The organism is Proteiniphilum acetatigenes DSM 18083 (genome assembly GCF_000380985.1).
GTDB classification, from domain to species: domain Bacteria; phylum Bacteroidota; class Bacteroidia; order Bacteroidales; family Dysgonomonadaceae; genus Proteiniphilum; species Proteiniphilum acetatigenes.
Genome location: NZ_KB905699.1, coordinates 142,773 through 164,998, shown reverse-complemented (window position 1 = coordinate 164,998; position 22,226 = coordinate 142,773). Strand labels below are relative to the sequence as shown.

Genomic DNA, 22,226 nt, shown 5'->3' with positions numbered 1-22,226 from the left:
ATGGGTAAGATGAATTTATTCAACTTTGAAAGAATTTAACATGAAATAAACCTTCATAGCGTTTAAATTAAAACCCAAAAGCTCTCTCAGATTCAACCTTAAGACAATCACTTTATATAAAAGTGTTCACCGATTCAATTTTCGCTTCTTTTTATTTCGGGATCGGCCGATTCATTCACCGGCACTATTATGGTATCTCCCGGCTGAACTTCAAACTCTTTGGGCTGTTTTTTTGTGGTTACAGATTGGGACTGATTGTTGATATCTTTTTTCTTTTTTGAAAACAACCTGAAAATCCAACTGTCTGCTATGGTCTCGGCTGCCCTGGTGACCTCAAAAACACCCTGGTCCACTCTTGTTAAGGCCGTATCCACACTCAATCCTAATTCTTTGTCGTGAAGTAAGCGGGGTAAAACACCTTCTCCATAATTTATAGCATGCACTGTCTGCTGTAACTCTTCAACAACTGCGTTGGCTTTTACGGAAGTGGCATGTAGGTCCTTCATGATTCCTGACAACTGGTCTGTAATGGCATCATCGTTAATCAGCTTACCTAAATCTCCCTGTCCACTGCTTACCTTCCTCGTTATTTCATTTACATCGGACATTGAGTTATTCAATTTACGGGTGGCAATGCCCAACTGCGTAGTTAAATCATTCCCATTCAGCAAACGGGCTATATCTCCGTCGCCTTCATTGATTTTATCAGTGACCGAATTAAGATTCGATACTGTTTGGGTAGCTTCCCTAAGCATCGTCTGGGCCTGGGCTATCATCCCCTGCACATCCAATCCTTCAGCCACAGCCAGGTAGTCATTATCCTCAATGACGCCCGTTTCGGGAGTTCCGGAAGAAATCAGTACGATCTTTCCCCCCATCAAACCTTCCTGTCCGATCTGTACTTTGGAGTTCTTATAAATATACTTTGAATAATCTTCACGTATTGACATTGTTACCACAACAGAGGTATCGGATATAATGCGGATATTTTTCACCGTACCCACATTGATGCCTGCAAACCTGACATTGTTTCCCACCACGAGGCCCCGTATATCTTTAAATGATGAAAATACATCCTTGGTAGGACTGAACAAGTTTCCCTTACTCCCTATTAAATATACGGCTACAACAAATAAAATTAATGCTGCAGCGACAAAAATACCTAAGCGTAAAGCTTTTTTTGTATTCTTCATAACTGTCTGTTATCTGTTTTATTACTATATAAAATAATCACGTATTTCTTTATCCGCACTCCTGCTTAGCTCATCGTACGTACCTTCCACAACAAAAACACCCTCTTTCATAATCCTGATTGTATCGGTAGCTATTTTGGCGCATTTCATATCGTGGGTAATAATAATAGAGGCAGTATTATATTCCTCCTTTATTTTGAGGATAAGTTCACTGATCTCTCCTGATGTAACAGCATCTAAACCGGTGGTAGGCTCATCATACAGAATAATCTCAGGCCTTAATATCAGGGTCCTTGCCAAAGCTATTCTTTTTTTCATTCCACCCGATAATTCTGCCGGCATCTTGTCTATGGCATCCAACAATCCTACACTTCTCAAAGATCTTTCTACCAATTCTTCACTATCTTGTTTTTTATCTATAAATTGGGTTCTTCTTATCGGGAAAAGCAGGTTTTCCCTTACACTCATTGAATCATACAGCGCACCTCCCTGAAAAAGATAACCCACTTTTTTCCTTATCTCGTTCAGTTCAATATTATTACAAGCCAGGACATCGGTTCCAAGTACATTGATCTCACCCGCATCAGGCTCTATTAATCTCACTATGCATTTTGTAAGTACCGATTTTCCCGTTCCCGATTTGCCTACAATACCCAAATTCTCACCTTTATGCAGCACAAGATCAATCCCCCGAAGAATATGCTTGTCCCCGAAAGATTTATATAGCTCCTTTACTACAATTACTTCTTCCCTTCCCATACAAAATCAGAGAATATTGGTGATTAAAACAAAAATCAAATCTATCACGAAAATAGTAAGAGAAGCCACTACTACCGCTGAATTGGCGGCACTTCCTACCGACTCCGTTCCTATTCCTGCGTTATAACCTCTATAGCAACCTATCAGTCCGATAAAGAAACCAAAAAAGACTGTTTTTATGGTAGCCGGAATCAGATCCCGGAAACCCAGCATGGCAAAAGCTCTGTCAATAAACAAGGTAGAGGAAGTATCTTCGAAAACATTTACAGCAAGAAATGCTCCCAAAAAACTGAATGCATCGGCAAAAATAACCAAAAGAGGAACAGTTACGGTTGTTGCCAACACACGGGTAGCAACCACAAAACCCAAAGGATTCGTTCCCGAAACTTCCATAGCATCTATTTGTTCGGTTACTCTCATGGCTGCAATCTCAGCACCAATACCAGAACTCATTTTCCCTGCACAAATAAGTCCTGTTATTACCGGGCCCAACTCACGCACCATTGCTACAGAAATAGCACTCGGCAATAAAGTCTGAGCGCCAAAATCCGCTAAAACCGGATTCATCTGCATAGTTAATACTAATCCCATTATAAAACCGGTCACACTCACCAGGGCGAAAGATTTATTCCCCAGTAGAAACCCTTGTTTTATCAATTCCTTATGCTCAAAAGGCGGACGAAAAAATTGTTTTATTACGTTTATAGAAAAAATGACCAACTCTCCCAAATCAATAAAAATTCCATTATAAAAATGTCGGGTTTCCTCTTTTATACGGATTTTTTGTGGGGCTAATTGACGTACTTTGAGTTGTTTCATATGATTATTATACTTTTACATTTCTGTGTATAGAACTATTTAAGCAACTATTTCGATAAGCGAATAGTGCAATAAAACTTGAAATAGTAAAACAAAATTCAAATATCTAACTTTAGTGAAACCATTGATATTTATAGCATATTAGAATTTCCATTAGAACAATAAAAAGAATACATTTGTTTCACGATAACCGCACATACATCAGACCTTGGGTTAAACTTAAATTATAAATATAAAAAAAGAGCCTGCCTCAAACTTATTATTGAGACAGACTCTCTTCTCTGCCGGCTTCCAGTGAAGCGGCATATAGGGTTTATACCCGCTCTATCAAGGCATCAACTCAGCCAATTTAGCATCCAGGGCTTCCCCCCTCAGATTCTTTTCAATAATCTTGCCTTCTTTATCAAGAAGTACAGTATGGGGTATTCCCTGTATAGCGTACAGATCCACTATCGGGCTGTCCCAGTACTGCAGGTCGGACATTTGCGGCCAGGTCATATTCAAATCTTTGATTCCCTGCACCCAACGTTCATGTTCCTGATCAAGTGATACGCCGACCACTTCAAATCCTTTTGCTTTATATTTGTCATATGCCGCAACAACATTAGGCATCTCCTGACGACAAGGTCCGCACCAGGCAGCCCAAAAATCGACCAAAACATAATTCCCTTTACCGGCATAATCGGAGAGAGAAACGTTATTTCCTTCAGTATCCTTCAAAGTAAAATCAACAAATTTCTTACCTACAGCCACATTCTCAAGATTTTCAAGTCTCTTTATTACACGTTGAATCCTCTCTGTGGATTTGAATTCTTCGCTGGCAAGATCAAGGATCTCTTTTTGCTGTTCTGCCTCAAACATGGAAGAAGAGTTTTGAAAAACAAATTCTCCCAGTTTATTATCAATATTATCCTTAATAAAATTGAAATTGAGATCGGTCAATTGCTTACTGATTTCTTCGTAAGATTGTTGCAATTCGGCATCCCGCTCTTCAGTCATTGTCCCTGCTGCATTTTCGCTGTTGAATTGTCCTATAATACCTCTGATATTTTGTACCAGTTCTCTTTGTTGCAACCTGAAATTGGTATAAGCATCATTTATTTTTGTACCTTTTACAGTAACTACGGTATCGAAAGTCACTTCCAGTTTGCCCGGTTCTACCAATACCGGTATTCTGCTTTCCTGTTGCGGATTCACAGTCTCATCCAGTGCGATAAAACGAAGTACCGTGGTATCAGCCATTCCTGAGAAAGAGAAAGTCCCATTTTGGACAATAGCCGTATCGGTTGGCACCATTGCATTCTCCGTCATTTGCTGCAAATAAACGTTGGTTCCTTCATAAGCATCACCGGCTACGGTACCCTTGATTGTATATTTATTGTTATTTTGACACGACAAAAGTGCGCCAACAGCAATAAAAAGATAAACTAGTTTTCTCATTTTCATTCTTTTTTATAATTAAATCACAGCAAAGATATGTAAAATGGCTTGATGAAAAGTGTTTTTTGCGTTTTTTTTCAACCTGTTGCAATAAAGGGTCTTTGCAAGCGTTCTAATCTTACCAAATAAATTAGAAGGCAGAGTTATGCGTAGCAAAAAAAAGAATCCGAACAAACCAGCAGATATGACCGTTGAAATAAAGCCATCGGCATTATCCCTGGCTTGTATCAGCCAATTTGTCCAATGCTCTCATGTTGAAAAAGGACTGCATATACCGGATAATATATTGTTTGTAAATTAATTACTAATTAATAATTACTAATTACCAATGAATTGCAAAATCCTGAATTAATAATCGACATAGTGAAATCTTAAATTCTGAATCTTAAATCTTAAATTTGAAATTATTTTCCTGCAACACGCATCGCTTCCTTAAGGAATTCAGGGATTGAACTGCCATGATTTTTACCTTCCAGCAGGATAAATCGACAATTCGGCACTTCTTGCGCAATCATCGCGGCCAGATCCCGGTGGGGGATACCACCTTTCCGCTGTTCTTTTATTTTCTGGATTTCCGGTGTTAATTTCCTCCTGGACGGATCTGATTCGGGATTTTCCTCATACTCTCCCAGGATAATAGTCACCGAATGGGGGATATGAGAGAAGAGCGGTCTCTGTGTCGGCACAATTGCTCCCTGTCCCCACCAGATAGAAGGGCTGGCAGCTATATAATGCTGGAAAGCACGGGTATGATTAAACATCACATACAGGGTAAAAAGCCCTCCGTGAGAATGTCCGCACAATGTCTGACGTGTGGCATCCACAGCATAATTCGCTTCAATAAAAGGTTTTACTTTATCAACAATAAACCTGTAAAAATCCTCGGCCCCTCCTCCCTCGTCATTTCCTTCAATGGGGATCGTATAATCCCGGGTACGCTCTTTAGGGTATGCCTGCGAAGAAGGATAGCCAATACCCACCACGATAGGGGTATTTTCCGAGACTTCTCCTGCGCCATTCACCAGCATGGGAAACTGGCCGTTGCCATCCAGCATATAAAGCACGGGGCGGAAAACTTCTCCGTTACCAACCGGTTGGGCAATATAGAGCCTATATTCTCTCCCGTTATAAGTCAGGTCATGTTGTTTCAAATCAAATAACTGTTTTGCCGATTCTTCAATAGGGGTAATCACCTGGCTGGGTTGTGCCAGCAGGGGATAAGCAATAAAAAGGGGTAATAATAAAAGAATGGTCTTCATGCCAGTCCCTTTCAATAATATTCCCCCTACCTTCAATCATGCGATGAAAGCGGGGGGAATAATTAACTTTTCTATTATTTGTAAAGATAATATACGCCTGATATTAGTTCCCAGATGCTTTCAGTTTACCGATAGCGAAAATCTGAGTGGCTTGGACCTCAAGTCCTTTGGCAGCTACTGCTGTTTGCGGATTAATGCTGTATACCGCAGGAGAAGCGCCGTCGGTAGTAGTTACTGCTATATAGGCAGTTCCATTTTCGGAGTACGGAGTATTGGCAAATCCCTGTATCTTATCGGGAGCGGGCAAGCCGGTTACGTAAGTAAGCTTTCCGGTTTCACCTTTAAAGATAGCCAAACGTGATGCAGGCGTATTAGTAGCATCAAAGTTATCGTGGAACGGCTCATCATACATCAGCAACAGGAAATAATCGTCGCCGATATGCCAGGTACGCAGAAAGGAGTTACCATTGGTTTGCGTTTCCAGATTGTAATAATAATCACTGTCAAACTCTTCGGCTCCCGCTTTAATACGGACCACACCTGCAGGCAGAGTAGTCTTCTGTAAATTGTCCTTCATCGTCTTGGCAAAACTGGGTGAGAAGACATACACATCTCCGTTATCGGCCGCCCATACCATCTGGTAATACTGAGAACGATGGCGCCCGGTAGCATAACTGATCTTATCTGTCTTGATCAATTTCGGATTTTCCATTTTCTCGTTGTCATAAATGGCGATCCACGCTTCATTGGGATATTGCGTCCATTGCAGTTCTCCTTTTTTGTATGCACTGCTGGCAGATCCGCCGTCTTCCGTTTTCACCAGTTCGGGATATTTCACATATTTTCCACCTTCGGCTTTTACTCCGTATTGGCTCAATCCCATAGGGATCGGTGCCGAATAAATTTTATTACCGGATTCAAGGATGCCTGCCAGGGTAATAAATTCACCGTTACCCAAGTAGTTCTCAGCCAGCATTACTTGTTGATTAGAGTTGTAAGTTTCTTTCTCCACATCGAGATAAGAGAACTGGAACCCTTTTGGCAGATAACCGTTTTCATCGGCAAGATCTGTACCTAAATCGTTTGTAGAAGAAGTGATGATATAGTCTTTGTAGGTTCCGTAAGAGGTAAACCGCTTTATTTCATACGTGTTGTTACGCTCTTTCACCTTCCCCTGGTCATCCAGAATATAGGAAGAACTGATACCTGCATTCCCTTGATTATATACTAAGCGGAATAAATATTTGTCCTGGTAATATACCCAATAGGTACCATTTTCGGTCTCTTCCCCGTTTTTAGCGTTAGTTATAGAGCCCGTATTCAATGACTCAGATGTCAGCAGATAGCTGGCTTCGTCTGAACCTGCCACAATTACATAACTCTCTGAAACCCCATCCCCATTTCCATCATCTGGTCCCGGAATATCGTTGTCGCAGGACGAAAACACTAATCCCGCCATCAATAATGCTGAAGTCAAATACAATTTAGAACGTTTCATACGATTTATTATATTCTTTTTATTACGGTGTATGGAACTCGCAATAATCATGTTCTTTTGTGCAAATAGTTCAGACGCTCGTTTCATATTATTTTAGTTTTAATTGATGATATTTAATTATTAAGTGAGTTGAATTTATATCGATAGGAATCGATTCACTCGATCCGTTATAATTTTATTTTACAGAGAAACCCTCAGTTTACCGTAGAATGCCCTGCCTGCCTTTTGCAAGCTGAAGTTGTCATATAACTTTTCGTCGGTAAGGTTCTGGCACTCGAATGAGATATTGTAACGTCCCTCTTTCAGAGAGTAGGAAACACTCACATTATGGGAAAACTGGGTAGGCACAACCGATTTACTCTCGCTACTGCCCAGCGCCTCCGAATAAAGGGGAAAACTCTTCACAAAGAAATTGTCATAGGACACCGTCAGTACATTCCCTTTCGGTCCCAGGTTATGACGGTAAAAAGTAATATCCGCATTGGCAAAAAGATAAGGGACGTTGGGCATACGGGCTTTGTAAGTATTACTAGGTGAGCCGGTAATGGTCGTCGCTACATTATCGCGGGTGTTGATCTCGGTGAAGTTTCCCCCCACGCTCAACAGATTTGAAAAATTGTAGCGTGCGGTAAGGGTGTACCCTTTCGTAAGCACTTTACCGTGGTTGACATAGGCAGCACCATAGCGTCCACCGCCCAGGCCAGTGATATTACGCTGGATATAATCCTTTATATCACGATAAATCAATCCACCCTCCAGGTAAACAGCATGCTTGTCGAATGACTCATCAAAACTCATATTGAAGTTGACATTATGGCTGTTCTCCGGTTTGATTGCTATATCTCCGGTTTCGAGGTCTTCATCGCCAAACATCTCATTATTGGTAGGCAGGCGATACACCTTCTCATAAGATAACTTGGCCTGCAGATTATCGAGGATGAAGTAAGTTCCCGCCGCGCCGTAACCGGTCGTACTGATAGTTTTTGTAACCCTCACAACCTCATCCATTGTGGAAGAGGTAGCTACCGGGCCTGCCACATACTGATTGTAATACTTACCGAACAACGACGCGTTCCACCTCTCATTGGGCATAAGCTGGTAAGAGAGGCCGCTTACATTCTTCTGCGTCTCCTTGGGTATCGGATCCGGACCGGAACCGGGTGTCAGAAGCGACTGGTTAGAACGGTGGAACGAATTAATAATGTGGTTAAATGTAAACGAATGGATATCCTTTAACCGATAACGGGCGGAAACCGTTCCGTTCCAGTTATTGTTATCCGAACGCAGATGCATGTATGACTGCTCCCCCGGTGTTCCGGCCCGGGGTCGCTTTTCTCCCCGCCAGTTAAATTCGTAGGAGGAGGTGTCCACATTGTGCGTATTGTTTTTATTGTAGTTGGCCGTAAGCGTCACATCCAACCCTTTGACGAAGAGATTTCTCTTGCGGTATTCCAACGACGGCATCACGGAATGTCCTTTGCGGTATTTACCTCCAAAAACGATTTCCTGCCGAACGCCGGTTTGTAATTCTTTATATACTTGCGAATAAGTCACCCCCAATATCAATCGGTCTGCCCACGGTTTACTTACCAAACCGACTTTTCCCGATATTGCTTCATTGTGATAAGTATCATGAAAGCGCTTTACACGTTCAATCTTTGATCTGTCGGTACTACTACCTCCATCCGGCAAGAACTCTTTTACCGGCGTGTCCACAGAGTAATTATTGTCAGAATAGTTCTGGAACGCGTTTACTTCGTAAGTCAGTCCGTTGTCGAATGTCTGTCCGAAATTGAAGTAAGACTTATGGGTATTGAACGAACCATACGAATAGGAAGCGTCGAGATGCCATTTCCTATTAAAACCTTTCCTGGTTACAATATTGATTACGCCACCAATGGCATCGGTTCCAAACTCTACGGGTACTACTCCTTTGTATACCTCTATACGCTCTGCAAAGTTCACCGGAATATTGTTCAATCCGAACGACTGTCCTACTCCGTCCTGAGGAACACCGTCGATAAAGACCTTCACGTGTTTCCCGCTGAAGCCGTCCATCATCACCTGCATCTCAGATCCCACACCACCGGTTTCCCGGATCCGGACGCCCGACACCTTGTTCAACATGCCCGACAGGTTAGCCGTCAAATTGTGTTGTACCGTGGCATCCAATGCGACAGCATTGTATGCTGATTCATTAATGCGCTGCACCGAGGATTTGGCCTCTATTACCACCTCCTGGAGCGCATACCTCTTTTCGACCAACTCTACTGGAATTGTCATTCTCTCGCCCGGTTGTACGATAATGGGTTGTTCATATGTTTCGTACCCCATCATTTGTACACAAAACATGTAACTCCCCGGCGCGACATGCAAAAGGAAATCGCCTTTAAGGTCCGACTGTGTCCCTTGCTGAGTTTCTTTTATATATACGGTAGCAAATTCTACCGGAGCACCTTTACTATCTTTTACGCTTCCCCTAATAACGGCTTGGCGATCTTGCTGCGAAAATAAAGATTGAATAAAGAAAATGAAAACGATTATTCCGGCCAGTCTTATCCTTACTTTAAGACTTGTCAATTGATTCATTTTTATATTAATGAGAATACCTAAAATTACAGGACAAAGATATAGGCAATAATAAAAGGTAACAATCGCAAGAAATGAGTATTTTTTCGGCAGAAAATAACCATATATACCCACAAATGATAGAATTTGTTGGTTAACCAATGATAAAATACCCCTATTATCGTTATAACAGGAATTAATTTAAGGAAGTGTATTCGTTATGCTAAATGAGTAAGGGATTCTATTCCGGCACGTAAATTATCTCTCCGTTCTCGAGTTCATAAGCCACCCCTACCCGACGGCCTTTAGAGCCTGAGGATTGCTCATCTGAGGGAGTATATTTATTGATTTTGTTTCCTTCTTTAGTAATAATTTCCATGTTCTCTTTGCCGGGATTCTTTACGATTGTATAATCTTCCTGAGTAAAGACCTCGGTCATATTCATATGCATCACCATGGCGACCGTCAGGGCGACGGCAAATACCATCGCTACATCAAACAGGTTTACGATAACGCTTAGCGGATCGGTATCCTCTTCGCCCGAGAATTTGTTAGTCCTTCTTTTTCTACTCATGATATCAATTCTTTTTTTCGGTTAAAATCCGGGAAACATAATCGAGATTATTCACGTCTTTGGCATACCAGCGCTGTTTGGTCTGCAATGTAACCAATCCGATTGCGGATACCACAAGTCCCACGACCGTAGTGGCAAACACCACCTGCATATTGTATGCCATTCCCGAAATATCACCTGTCGAGAGGCCTACCAATGCCGGACTCATGGCGATAAGCGTCCCGATCAATCCGAGTACAGGTCCCATTTTGGCAAGCATCTTGGAAAGGGCAAGGTCTTTATCGGCCTCGTTCTCGAAATTGGAAATCAAAAAATCAGAATATGCCTCACTCGGCGGAGTAGTCAATAAATCCCGCAAATACTTTATGAAAAGCGAATTGTCGTTTTTGGGAATAACGGCTCTCAACTCATCCATACTGAGACCCGACAATTCTTTGATCTTATTCCCTATTGCCTTGTCATTCTTCCGTTTGGTCATGAACTGGTCGTAAAAACTGCCGATGAGCAGCAATGAACGACCAAAAAGAAACAGCAAAATAATAATATCGGGTATCAATAAGCTATTGGCTACCCAAAATAACGTTTTTGAAATAACTTCCATTATTTGATTTTTTTAAACTTCCACTTATATTTGTTCCAGATATACCCTATTGCGAATAATACCACAAACAGGGCAATAGAATAGAGTATCGCCCGGATATTTAGCGGCTCTTTTACTGCTGCGTAGGTGACATTCCCATTTACAGTTGTGAGCAATCCCAATATAGCGACAAACAGGCTTACAAGGAAATGTACTTCCAGCCTCAGTTCCTTTTCCGGCAGCAGAAGCTTGATACCGGAAGAAACGGCGGGTATGGCGATAAGGGTGATTCCTGCAATGGTAAATGCAATAGTGTTGAAATTGGTGCCGGAGAGGCTGAATATAGCCTGTGTCAGCATATAAAACAGCACCGGAAACAACAGGAGGCTGGGATACCAGTATAATAACCGTATCCAACGCTTTTTCTTTTTTCCGAACATGTTCTTCAACGCGGCAAAGCAAAAAGCAAAACAGATAGCCGATTCTACCGTGATGAGCACGGCCATATCCTGCAATGCCTGACGGTTCGAGAGATAATCGTGAAGCTGCGTTTTGGATTGGACAATAGCATATTGTTGTACCCAAACCACAAAAATCGCACAAATAATCCCAAAAATTACCGTTTGCCACCATTTCCAGAAGCTAAGCTTCAGAATAGTGTTGATAAGGATGAACAGGATCAATACCTGAATGATTATTTCCATCTTCTTTTGAGATACAAGATTCAAGAGCCAAGAACCAAGACTGTATTAATCTACCGGATGGGTCTTGATTCTTGGATCTTGGTTCTTTATTCTAACAATTAGCTTCTTCTTTTCCGACGTAAAATTAGTAAAAGAATGACAAATATCACAAGAACTACTGCGGCAACAATGATTCCGTTGAGTGAATTCTTTTCGCCGTTCTCAATTTGCCCTACTTCTTCTTTTTTGAGAACGGTGCCAGACGGAGTCACGCTCGCATCGCTCCCGGGGGTTTTCATCGCGCGGATCTGTCTGTTATAAACCTGGGCATCGGAAGGATCTACAGTCTGAGCAATGTAATCCTGCAATTTGGTGTTTCCTCCGGCAAAACCCGAACCCGTAGAACCGAACTCTTTTACCAGATCGGTATGCAGTTTGGCAATATCCGCAAGCTGTTCAGGCGTGGCTTTCCACATACCTTTCCGTGCGGTTTCCATCATAATGGCAGTCACTTCCTGCAGTACTGCCGGGCTTTTTTCCCTGAAAAACTCTTCCGTACCCAGATCGAACTTATCCTTTACATATACATTGTAAAGTTCATCCCATAGTTCATTATCAATAACATTGGGTTTGGTAACGTTCCACCCGAATGTATTAGTGACTACTTCGGTGATCTGTGCGGCGCTCGACGCTCCTCCCTTCATTACCTCCTTGATATATTCGGGATTGAGCACGGTAGCGCGCGATTCAACGCCGATGGCCTCTTTCAGATCCTGCATTTTGGCGTTATTGCGGTTGCGGTAATCGGCAAAATAGGCGTCGGGATCTTTACCGGTCACATTGCGGATGGCCAGATTCATTCCACCCATAAACTCGTATACATGGTCGAGGCTCAACGCACCCCAGGTATTATTCTGACGCGGTTGGACAATCACATCCGTATTACTGAGCACAGTACGGAGAAGTCCTGCCTGGAATTCGCCCCAGTTCTTATCGCTTCCATAATCTGCCCCCATATTATTGATATAGGCGTCGGCAATTTCTTTTTCCGATTCCCATTTATCGCTGCTGGTAATCATTTCCTGAATGCCTGTACCATACATGCCGTTGATTCCCCCGAATACACGACGGGTGGACATGGCGCGGGCGTCTTTGGGCGATATACCCTGTTCCACCAACTGGCGTTCTATCTCAACGGTACTTTTCGACACAAGGTTTTCATATTTCTCGTCCTTTGCCGCCGCAGCCATTTCCACGGCTCTTGAAATAAGCATCAGACGCGATGCCGCCAGATCACGGAATTGTCCTGATGTCTGCACAACCACATCGATACGCGGACGTCCCAACTCTTCGGCAGGTATAAGCCGAAGTTCGGAAACGCGACCGTAGGTATCACGCACCGGTTCAACGCCCAGCATGTACAATACCTGGGCGATGGTGGTTCCTTCACTTTCAATAAACTCACTGCTCCAGAAGGTATAACTCACCTTACGCGGATACTCGCTATGCTCCTTATGATATTGCTCGAGCGTGGTTTTTACCAACCCCACTCCTCTGTCCCAGGCCACTTCCGACGGAGTGGCTTCGGCATTTACCGAGTAGAGGTTTCTTCCGGTGGGAACCCCGTTGGGGTTTGCCACCGCATCACCGCCCGAAGAAGGCGCTACATATCCTCCGGAGAGCGCATTGATCATTGCTTTAAACTCGAGTTCGGGACTCTCTTCCAACGCCGATTTATAATGGAGAATGTTGCGGATGGTACGTTCAATCTCGGCGATCATACGGGCCTTTTCCTTCTGTTCTTTAGTATATTCAGGCGCCTGGGATTGTCCCGGCATACCCGCTCCAGCCGCCATCGCAGCCATACCTCTTTTGGGTGGATTCAGAATAGTTTTGCTCTCGCCCAGCTCTGCAGCGGTAATCCCTGCTACCGCACATACGAGTTCATCATCGACGGTTTTTCCGGCCAGGACCTGATTGACCAGATTTTTTGCCGGATCAAGGTACGCTTGTGTGAAGAATGTTTTGCTCTTCAACTGGTTTTCGGTTACTTTTCCTCTTTGTTTATCGAGAGAGGAGAGGCTGTAAGCAATCGGATCGGCGCTCATAGCCAGCACGGTAGATTTTATTTTCTCCGGGGAATAGGGTTCACCCGAAATATAAAGTTGACCGTTTATCTTTTCATTGGCAATCTCTTCTGCGTAGTTCTCTATCCTCTCTATTTCTTCGATGGTATATGGCTGGGAAATTACGCTGTCCAGACGCAAATCGCGGTGGACACCCATCGCCACAGCAATCTTTTTAACCTCTAACGATGCTGTGGGTTGCTGTGCTTCACCGGTTCTATAATATTCCCGTATCTTATCCTGTAACGATTTGAACTGCGAACGGGTATTGCTCTCCGTGAAAGCAGGAGTAAGATAAGAGATGGTGGTAGCATACGAACGCCGTTTTGCCATCATGCTTTCACCGATATTACCGATAGTGTAATAGTAAAAGTGGGGAATGGTACCGACTAAACGGTCGCCCCAGTCGTTACTGCTCAGCGCCACCTGTTTTTGTGGTGTGAACTCAAGGCTGCCGTGTGTTCCGAAATGGATCAAGGCATCAGCTTTAAACCCGAACTGAGTCCATAAATAAGAGCCGATATAGGTATGCGGTGGGGGCATTTTCGCTCCATGAACGATGGCAAAATCATCATCGCCCAACGCCGCCATGGGTTGAGGCAGCAAGACTATATTCCCCAGTTGTATGCGGGCTACGGCAAGGTATTCTTCACCATCTTCCATAACACTCATATAGGCTCCCGGTGCTTCGCCGTAAACATCGGTCACTTCTTTATATAATTCTTTCGATAAGGTTTGGTTTATCCATCTTTCATAATCCGGCTTTTTAATCAGTTGCGGATGACCGTTCTTCAGGAAATCGTCGAAAGCCCCTTCGGCATAGGTGCTCAACACCGAACCTTGTGTCATCAACAGATTCTCGAACTCTTTTTCGGTTGCCGGGAGGTTATCCACCTTGTACCCTTCGGCTTTTAAACGCTTCAACAGGTTATAGAGGGCAGGCACGGTTTCCAGACCCTGCGCTGCCAATGTTTCCTGTCCTGCTCCCTTAAAATAATAGATAGCGACTTTTTTTTCCGCATTTTTCTTATGTTTGAGGGCTATCATGTTATTGACAATCGCCGTGAAACTTTCAAGCCTGTCGGGGATTGTTCTGAAAACATAAAGATCCTCATTGTTTTTTTCCTGGGCTACCAGGGAATAAGGATAAATGGCGCCATCAAGTTCCGGCATGACGATGGTCTGTCCCATAAACCCGCCGAACATTCCCATCGGATCTTTCATCCAGTCTTCTTTCAGTTGCAGAATAGTAATCGGCGTAAAAACAGGAATATTCCGGCTCTTTAACCATTCCACGGCTGCATCCGGCTGTCCCATCAAAAGACGTCCGTGTGGAAAATAAACCACCGCATCAGGTTTCACCTGTTCCAGGAAATCCATGCGTTTTGTCATTGAAGATATGGGATACACATTCAATCCCGAATTCTGCAGCGACACGATCAGGCTGTCCAGATGCTCTTTATTACCACTGAACGGATCATGAATACCGGCAATAATAGCTACCTTATCGGCTCCGTCCTTGTAAAAGGCCTGCTTTTTGAGATATGCCTCATATTCATTCACCTCTTCGAAAGACACATTCTCATCGATATGAAAAAAAGCATCAGACACACTTTCCACTACAGGCTCTGCCTCGGTGGCAAACAGGATTTTCTTGTCTATATTGCGGCGTATATAACGCGCCATATTCTGGTAATTGGCCTTATTACCGCTGCTAAGATAACCGGATATCTGCTCTAAATCCGTACTGTCCAGGTTGCAGATATTATTTTGCGGATTGGTAACGGCAAACATATAAACCGGCGTACCCTTGTCGGCTGCCGACTGGATTTGTGCCCGCTGCTCTTCCGACACTTTCAGCCCCATACCGAAACCCAGCACAAAATCATAATTTTTCAATTTACCGACCTCTTCCACCGAAACCTCTTCGAATTTTATAAATTTATCGGTGTTCGATAACGAGATATTCGATACCTGAAAAGACTGGAAATTAAACAAGGCGATTCTGGTGGGAGCAGCCATTTTCTGCCAGGCGATCCATCCTGCTACAATAATAACCAGGGCGCATAAAGCGATGAGCGTATATTTCTTTTTTGTATTCATATAGATGAATGAATTATTTACTGATTTTCAGTATTTTTTCTTATAGTTTCCATTTTAATCCGATATAATATGTCCTTCCGGGCGATATACTCGAATAGAAACTTGAAAACTTAGTCTTGTAATCAAAAAGATTATTTATCCCGGCATTTAACGTCAGATTAAATGGAAGCGTCTGCGCAAATGACAGCCGGCAAATAGCATACCCGTCATAATGCACCTTGTATTCTTCGGAAATTTCCTTCTCGATCCCCGTTTCATTGTCCGTATCCGTAATATCGCCGGTTCCGTAAATATCCATTCCCCCGAAATATTTTCCACTGAGACTGATAGTAGGATTATATTTCCCGAAAACAGGAATGATATAGTCTATCCGCCCGGTGGTCGAAAAGGGACGTATAATCGACCTTTTCCCAAGATTATCGGTCACTACAGAGGAAGCTACTTTCAAAGAAAGGTTGTTGGTTATCTGGCTGGTAACCGATAACTCCGTACTCCATACATTGGCATCCCCAATATTGGCATACAGCACTGTATCCTGGTTTGCCCACAGTGTACTTACCATATCTTCGATAAGGGAATATTGTGTCATGGCAGTGATAACCGTTTTCCCGAGAGACAGTTCGGCAGAGAGGTTGAAGTTATTACTTTTCTCTGCCTTCATACCTTTGTTACCGATAATCTGAAATCCTCCACCATTGGGATGGAACCAATCGGTATATAGTTCCTTGAGAGTGGGAGAACGGAAACCGCCTGAATATCCACCCCGGACGGTAAACCGGGGAGTAAACTTAAACATCGCCGATAGACGGGGTGTAAGATGACCCTTAAATTGTGAATGATAATCGTAACGCAAACCTGTTACGAGTATAATTTTTTCAGCCAACAGCCATTCCTGCTGGGTATAAACGGCATAAGTCTGCGCATCACGCTTTGCATTGCTTCCGTCGCTCTCAAACATAAATGTCATCAAATTATCGGAAAAATATTCCGCACCTGCCACCAACGAGTGTCCCGCAGCGAAAGAATGGGTATACATCCCATTGAATCGCTGTTGGGAATTTTCATAGGTTTTTTCTTTTTCGCTCAACAATTTGTAGTATTTGAACTTGTCATATCGATCGAAGTTTCCGGAAATTTGCAAATGCTGGTTATCCGATATTTTGTAATCCGCCTTTACTCCGCCCGAATAGTTGTAATAGCGGTCGGTAACTTTTGTTCCGTCCAAACCTCCGGGGTTTCTCTCCTTGAAATAATATCCCCCTTTTGTCTCTAAATGTAACTTCTCAGAAACATCTATCCCTACCCGGGGATTAAAACTGTAATCCTTGTATCCGGCGATATAAGTTTCGCTTAACGGATATTCCACTTTATCCCCGTTGGCAAACCATTGAGTAAGAGGTTCCCGGTCTTTCAGCAAGTAGGGGTCCATCGATTTGAACGATGCTGTCAGGTTTGCATATCCCCATTTTCTGCGTGTGCCTACGGTATAGCGGTAATTCTGTTCGTTATTACTACCGAATCTGACATTAGCTCCTGTTTCAAATGCTTTCCGTGGCTTTTGGGTAATGATATTGATCACTCCTCCGACTGCATTGGAACCGTAGAGGGAAGATGCGGCTCCTTTCACAATCTCGATTTGCTGCACATTGTCCATATCTACCCGGTTATAATCTATGTTGTCGAACGTTTCGCCCGCCATACGTTCACCGTCCACCAGAAACAACACATATTTGCCTCCGAAGCCAAGCATATTGATATTAGCATAACCGCCATTGTTGGTAAACTCTACCCCGGACAGTTCGTATTCCAGTAAATCCCTGAAATTGGTTACCTGCATGCGCTCAATGGCTTTGGCCGAAATCATCTGGGTTTGTATGGGAACATTTTTCAACAACCGTTCGGTACGGGTTGCCGTCACAACAACCTGATCCAGATCAATCGCCTGTTCGCACAGCGATATGATGATTATCGGACTTTCATTTTTTGAGGGAACGGAAACCGGTATGCGCTTATCCTCATAACCGATCGATGAAACGGCAAAGGTATAATCACCTTCCTGTACTTCTTCAATAACGAATTTTCCCGATTCGTCGGAAATAGCCCCTTTGGTTGTACCAAGTATTCCTACACTGACAAGATGTATACCTTCCTGCGACCTGCAATCAATAATCCGGCCTTCTATCCGCTGGTGCTGGGCGTTAAGCCCAATAACGGTGATAAAAAATATTGCCAACAGTATAATCCTCATACCTATTATCTAAAAAACAAGATTGCCTGAACAGTGAAAACTATCAGACAATCTTGCCTATTTTCTCTTATTAATATCTTTTAGTTGAACTTGGTGCTTCCGCTTGCATTGTACTGATATCTGAAGCTAACGTAGCCCGCAGCATTCTTCTCGTCTTTATTGTCGTACAACCAAAGTTTTACATAGTTACCATCTGCGGCTTTCACAACATAGATCCAATTATGAACAGTATATTTGGGAGGCGGGTTGCTTGTATCAACCGTCAGCCACGTCGTAACTGTCTGAGAAAAAGGCTGATCCTCTTCCGTTATACCATCCCCTGTAAATGCAGTTGTAATCTTTCCGATCTGGTCTTTTATATAACCACTCGCAGGCGCTTCCGTCACCGCATTCCAATTTGTTTGCTGGGTATTAATCGCTTCCCCTTTTCCTTTACCCGACGTACCTCCATTCAGGCGGACATCACCCCGATGGAAAGCAATATCCCACGTCAGATCGTTTTGATAATCAGTAACGGTAACAAACTCTCCTTTCGAGAAAGAGAAATATTTCCACTCGGTATATGATCTGACATCTTCAAATTTCACATCTTTTACTTCACCCGGAAGAGCCGGCTCTTTGTCATCCTTATCGCAAGCAGCCAAGAATAAGACGCTGAGCAGCATTAAAAAACCAAACTTTTTCATTTTCTTATATTAAAGTTGTTATTATATAATAAAAACGCAAAGTTATTGGTAATTAACCGCCACCACAATCCCTATAAATTATCATTTTTTCCAACTTATATCATAATATTAGGGTATTGTTATTAAAACAGACATCATTTTTGGTATAATTCATTATTCTTGTACCTGTAATCCATCCGGGACTGCATAAATAAATCAAAATAGTTTCATAACTTTTGTTTTAACGACCAATCTTGTATGTATTTCAAAGTTAGTTTCAAAGCAGTTTCGGCTTAGCAAGTTCTGTTATGAGATAACCAGCATGACTCAGACGAATCAGGAAATAGCCTTGCCAGAAAATGCATTAGGTCTTTCATCCCTGTTCTGTTTTGATCTTTTTGAAATCAATTAAATCTTTGCCGGAGCCTTTCATCAAATCTACGGCCCATTTAGTAATAACAATTGAGCTTATAATCCCGCTTAGACAATCCAACCAATATATTTTCCAATACATCCCCACGAGTAAAGCAACTATTGCTGTTAAACTGGTTAATCCGTCTGCCAGAACATGCAAGTAGGCAGAATGGATATTATGATCGTGATGGTCGTGGTCATGGTGCAGAAATAATGCGCTTACCCCATTTACAATCAGTCCTATAACCGCAACTATAATAGCCTGTAAAAATAAAATCTCGACAGGATTAAATAGCCGGTTAAAAGATTCCACAGCCATAATAACAGCTACGATCTGCAACACAACCGCACTCGTAAATCCCGAAAGAGCCAATAACTTTCCCTTACTGAAAGAATACGATTCAGTTTGTGAATATTTCCTTGCCACGTAATAGGCAATCCAGGTAAGCCCCAGTGCAAACACGTGTGAAGCCATATGCCAACCGTCAGCTAAAAGTGCCATTGAATTCGTGAAATAACCGAAAGTTATTTCTACAATCATAGTAACGGCCGTCAGTATCACTACCCATTTTGTTCTTTGTTCATTGGTATAGGTATGATCATGATGGTGTCTGTTGTGAGAATGTTCATATCCTTTATGAACATGGTCATGTTTTTTATGTTGAGTTTTCATTTTTGTGAGTTAATGTGAAAAACAGGTATTGTGCAATGTGAAAGCACAACACGATAAAAAATACAATAAAAATAATACATTAACTCCTATTTGGCGGTTGCCAAATATCTTGAAGATATCCGGAATAATACAGACTTTCCTTAAATACTATAAGTAAAGTGGTTGTATTTCTTTTTAATCTCAGAATATTACTTTTGAAAGTAGCAATATTCCAGACTTGATTCTGTTCTAATGACTGATGAAAGTGATTAAAAGGTAAATCGTCATGAGCATGTTTGTCTTTGTGCTCATGGCTGGGTTGCCCTGTATGCTTCTTAACAAAATCAAGAAAAGAAGTTTCCTCATTTTCGGCTTTATGTTCATAAAAGTGTTCTATAAGATCGGAAACATGAACAATACTATATAATACCTCTCTTGGAAATCCTATTCCCAAAACTATCATTATTAGTATTATGTTCATGATTGATTTCATGTTCACAAAGTTAAAACAACCTGTCTATTCCCCAAAATTACCGCTAAGAATGTATACCCCATCCTATTGCATAAGAAGGAGGATTCTCCTCATTTTCTAATATATTCTTAAGAGAAATTTCTATACGGGCAAAGTTATCCATAACCGAAATAGATACCAATCCCTATAAATTATCATTTTTTCCAACTTATATCATAATATCAGGGTATTGCTGTTCAAAATCTGTTGATGTCTATCGAGACTCCGGCAGAAAATGTAGTACCTGTCGTATAGGGGGAATTACTGTAATAGTAGTCGGGAACGTAATTGAACAGGTTATCGATACCGACAATCAGGTTAATCCCCTGTCGAAAGGTTTGCATCAGGCTGAGTTTCCAGATCGTATATCCGGGATAGGTAACCTCCTCCATCTCTTCATAGGAGGTGAGCGACGTATATTCATGGGTGGTGAGCTTCGAAAGGAGACGTCCGTTCAACGCTATATTAAAACCGTATTTTTTCCATGTCTTGCCATATTCTATGCGGGCTGTGGCAGCATGAGGGCGTGTTTGCGATAACAGTGGTTGCCCTTTTTCTATTCTTTCATGCGTAAAAGCATAAGAGAGTCGGGCGCCTATGCCACCCGGTAACCTGACGGAAGCATTCGCGTCGATGCCTGTAATATTGATTTTTGCAATATTCATATATTGCATCCCTTTCAAATCCGTATTCCACACGGTTGTGATACGGTTGTCCACAATATTGTGATACCCCGTCAGCGAAAAATTATAATACTGCCTGGTATACTCACCGGAAAGGGAAAAATTATGGCTCGATTCGGCTTTCAGATCCTGATTTCCATAGATCATAAAAACACTTGCCATATCGAAACTCATATACATTTCTTTGAGGGTAGGAGCACGAAAACCGCCGGCATAAGAGCCCCGGAAGGTGGAGCGTCCCTGTTTGAACATCAACCCGATTTTGGGTGAAAGATGGCTGACATCCGCATCGGAGAAATAGTCGTAGCGTAACCCGCTGATTATATTCAGTTTTTCGGTGGCTGTCCAATCGTATTGGGCAAAAACATCCGCTACGTGTTGCAGGTAACTGGCATTGTCCTTGAACTGGTAACTCATCAGGTAATCGCGCATATAGTCGCCACCTACCGTCAGTATATTTTTGCTATTGAAAGAATAGTTATACAATCCTTTCAAATTATGCTGCACATTGCTGTAATTGCGTACATCGAGGCGGTCTTCAACCAAAAAGCTGCTTTTGTCGTATTGGTCAAACGAGTATGCCAGCTCCAGATTACTTTTTTCATGAAAGGCATATTCCCCTTTTGCCCCTCCGTTAAAACTGCGATAACGATCTTTGCTACTGACCTGGGAATCACGCTCGCGGAAAAAATATCCCCCTCGTCCGGTAAGTTTAAAGTTGTCGTCCAGATTATATTGCAACCGCTCTTTGACATTTACCGTACGGTTGCCGTACACTTTGGAATAGACTCCTTCATTTTTCATTTTGAGTTCGCCTGCAGAAGCATATTGTACATTGGTCGCACTATTCAACCGTCCTGTATTGAAGCTTATGCTTCCACCGTGACGTTGCTCGTTGTTCGTTGCCAACCGGCTGTTGAAATTAACATGTAACGGTTCCGCAGAGGTTTTGCTGATAATGTTCACCACGCCTCCCACGGCATTCGACCCGTAGAGCGATGAAGCTGCACCTTTGATGATCTCAATACGCTGCACATTATCGAGGTTGAGCCGGCTGTAGTCTATGTTCTCTAACGTTTCACCCGCAATCCGTTCTCCGTCTACAAGAAAAAGGACGGAATTTCCGCCGAAACCCTGCATATTGAGCGACACCTGCTGGTTCATGGAATAGGTAAACTCGATACCCGGAAGTTCCGACTGGAGCAACTCTCCGATATGCGTTACGTCCACTTTTCGTATCTCGCTTTCAGTAAATACTTTGGTGATGACCGGTGAATTCTTCAGCATTTTGGGACTGCGGGTGCCTGTAACCACAATCTCGTCGAGTAGCGTGTCGTATGCGGCACTGTCTAAAACAGTTCCGGTATCGATAGATTGTGCCGAAACAGGATTTATAAGGGAACAGCATCCTGACAGAAATAATGCTGCTACCAATATTTTTTGCATAATAA

At 42.6% G+C, this 22,226-nt stretch carries 16 protein-coding genes; all 16 read right to left on the bottom strand.

The features are described 5' to 3' along the window. Positions 1-134: 134 nt before the first annotated feature. The gene (locus tag F597_RS21710; RefSeq protein ID WP_019540232.1) at positions 135-1,193 is read right to left on the bottom strand and encodes an MlaD family protein; all 1,059 of its coding nucleotides are present in this window, start codon (positions 1,191-1,193) and stop codon (positions 135-137) included. Positions 1,194-1,217: 24 nt separating this feature from the next. Further along, positions 1,218-1,952: an ABC transporter ATP-binding protein gene (locus tag F597_RS0113230; protein WP_019540231.1), complete on the bottom strand. Its 735-nt coding sequence runs from the start codon at positions 1,950-1,952 to the stop codon at positions 1,218-1,220. A gap of 6 nt (positions 1,953-1,958) precedes the next feature. After that, positions 1,959-2,771: an MlaE family ABC transporter permease gene (locus tag F597_RS0113225; protein ID WP_019540230.1), complete on the bottom strand. Its 813-nt coding sequence runs from the start codon at positions 2,769-2,771 to the stop codon at positions 1,959-1,961. A gap of 327 nt (positions 2,772-3,098) precedes the next feature. Continuing rightward, positions 3,099-4,211, bottom strand: a complete 1,113-nt coding sequence (locus F597_RS0113220) for a TlpA disulfide reductase family protein (RefSeq protein WP_026327446.1) — start codon at positions 4,209-4,211, stop codon at positions 3,099-3,101. A 404-nt stretch (positions 4,212-4,615) separates the two neighbouring features. Beyond that, positions 4,616-5,470, bottom strand: coding sequence for an alpha/beta hydrolase (locus F597_RS0113215; protein ID WP_044060333.1), 855 nt, complete (start codon positions 5,468-5,470; stop codon positions 4,616-4,618). A gap of 103 nt (positions 5,471-5,573) precedes the next feature. Next, on the bottom strand, positions 5,574-6,968 hold the full coding sequence (locus tag F597_RS0113210; RefSeq protein ID WP_019540227.1) for a DUF4374 domain-containing protein: 1,395 nt from the start codon (positions 6,966-6,968) through the stop codon (positions 5,574-5,576). A gap of 180 nt (positions 6,969-7,148) precedes the next feature. Next, complete coding sequence (locus F597_RS0113205) at positions 7,149-9,557, bottom strand: TonB-dependent receptor (protein ID WP_044060314.1); 2,409 nt, start codon at positions 9,555-9,557, stop codon at positions 7,149-7,151. Between the two features lie 220 nt (positions 9,558-9,777). Then, entirely contained in the window at positions 9,778-10,110 is a 333-nt protein-coding gene (locus F597_RS0113200) for a DUF2149 domain-containing protein (RefSeq protein WP_019540225.1), read from the bottom strand. 4 nt (positions 10,111-10,114) lie between these two features. Then, positions 10,115-10,711, bottom strand: coding sequence for a MotA/TolQ/ExbB proton channel family protein (locus F597_RS0113195; protein ID WP_019540224.1), 597 nt, complete (start codon positions 10,709-10,711; stop codon positions 10,115-10,117). Beyond that, a complete protein-coding gene (locus F597_RS0113190; protein WP_019540223.1) occupies positions 10,711-11,394 on the bottom strand; it encodes a hypothetical protein in 684 nt (227 codons plus the stop codon). The genes F597_RS0113195 and F597_RS0113190 overlap by 1 nt, the downstream gene beginning before the upstream one ends. Positions 11,395-11,492: 98 nt before the next feature. Next, entirely contained in the window at positions 11,493-15,602 is a 4,110-nt protein-coding gene (locus tag F597_RS0113185; RefSeq protein ID WP_019540222.1) for a cobaltochelatase subunit CobN, read from the bottom strand. 40 nt (positions 15,603-15,642) lie between these two features. After that, on the bottom strand, positions 15,643-17,850 hold the full coding sequence (locus tag F597_RS0113180) for a TonB-dependent receptor (protein ID WP_019540221.1): 2,208 nt from the start codon (positions 17,848-17,850) through the stop codon (positions 15,643-15,645). An 80-nt stretch (positions 17,851-17,930) separates the two neighbouring features. After that, complete coding sequence (locus tag F597_RS0113175; protein ID WP_026327444.1) at positions 17,931-18,536, bottom strand: HmuY family protein; 606 nt, start codon at positions 18,534-18,536, stop codon at positions 17,931-17,933. Positions 18,537-18,888: 352 nt separating this feature from the next. Then, positions 18,889-19,602 (bottom strand): cation diffusion facilitator family transporter, encoded by a 714-nt coding sequence (locus F597_RS0113170; RefSeq protein WP_019540219.1) that lies wholly within the window; start codon positions 19,600-19,602, stop codon positions 18,889-18,891. Between the two features lie 79 nt (positions 19,603-19,681). Next, the gene (locus F597_RS20820) at positions 19,682-20,062 is read right to left on the bottom strand and encodes a hypothetical protein (protein WP_139224175.1); all 381 of its coding nucleotides are present in this window, start codon (positions 20,060-20,062) and stop codon (positions 19,682-19,684) included. Between the two features lie 227 nt (positions 20,063-20,289). Further along, a complete protein-coding gene (locus F597_RS0113155) occupies positions 20,290-22,221 on the bottom strand; it encodes a TonB-dependent receptor plug domain-containing protein (RefSeq protein WP_019540216.1) in 1,932 nt (643 codons plus the stop codon). Between the last annotated feature and the right edge of the window lie 5 nt (positions 22,222-22,226).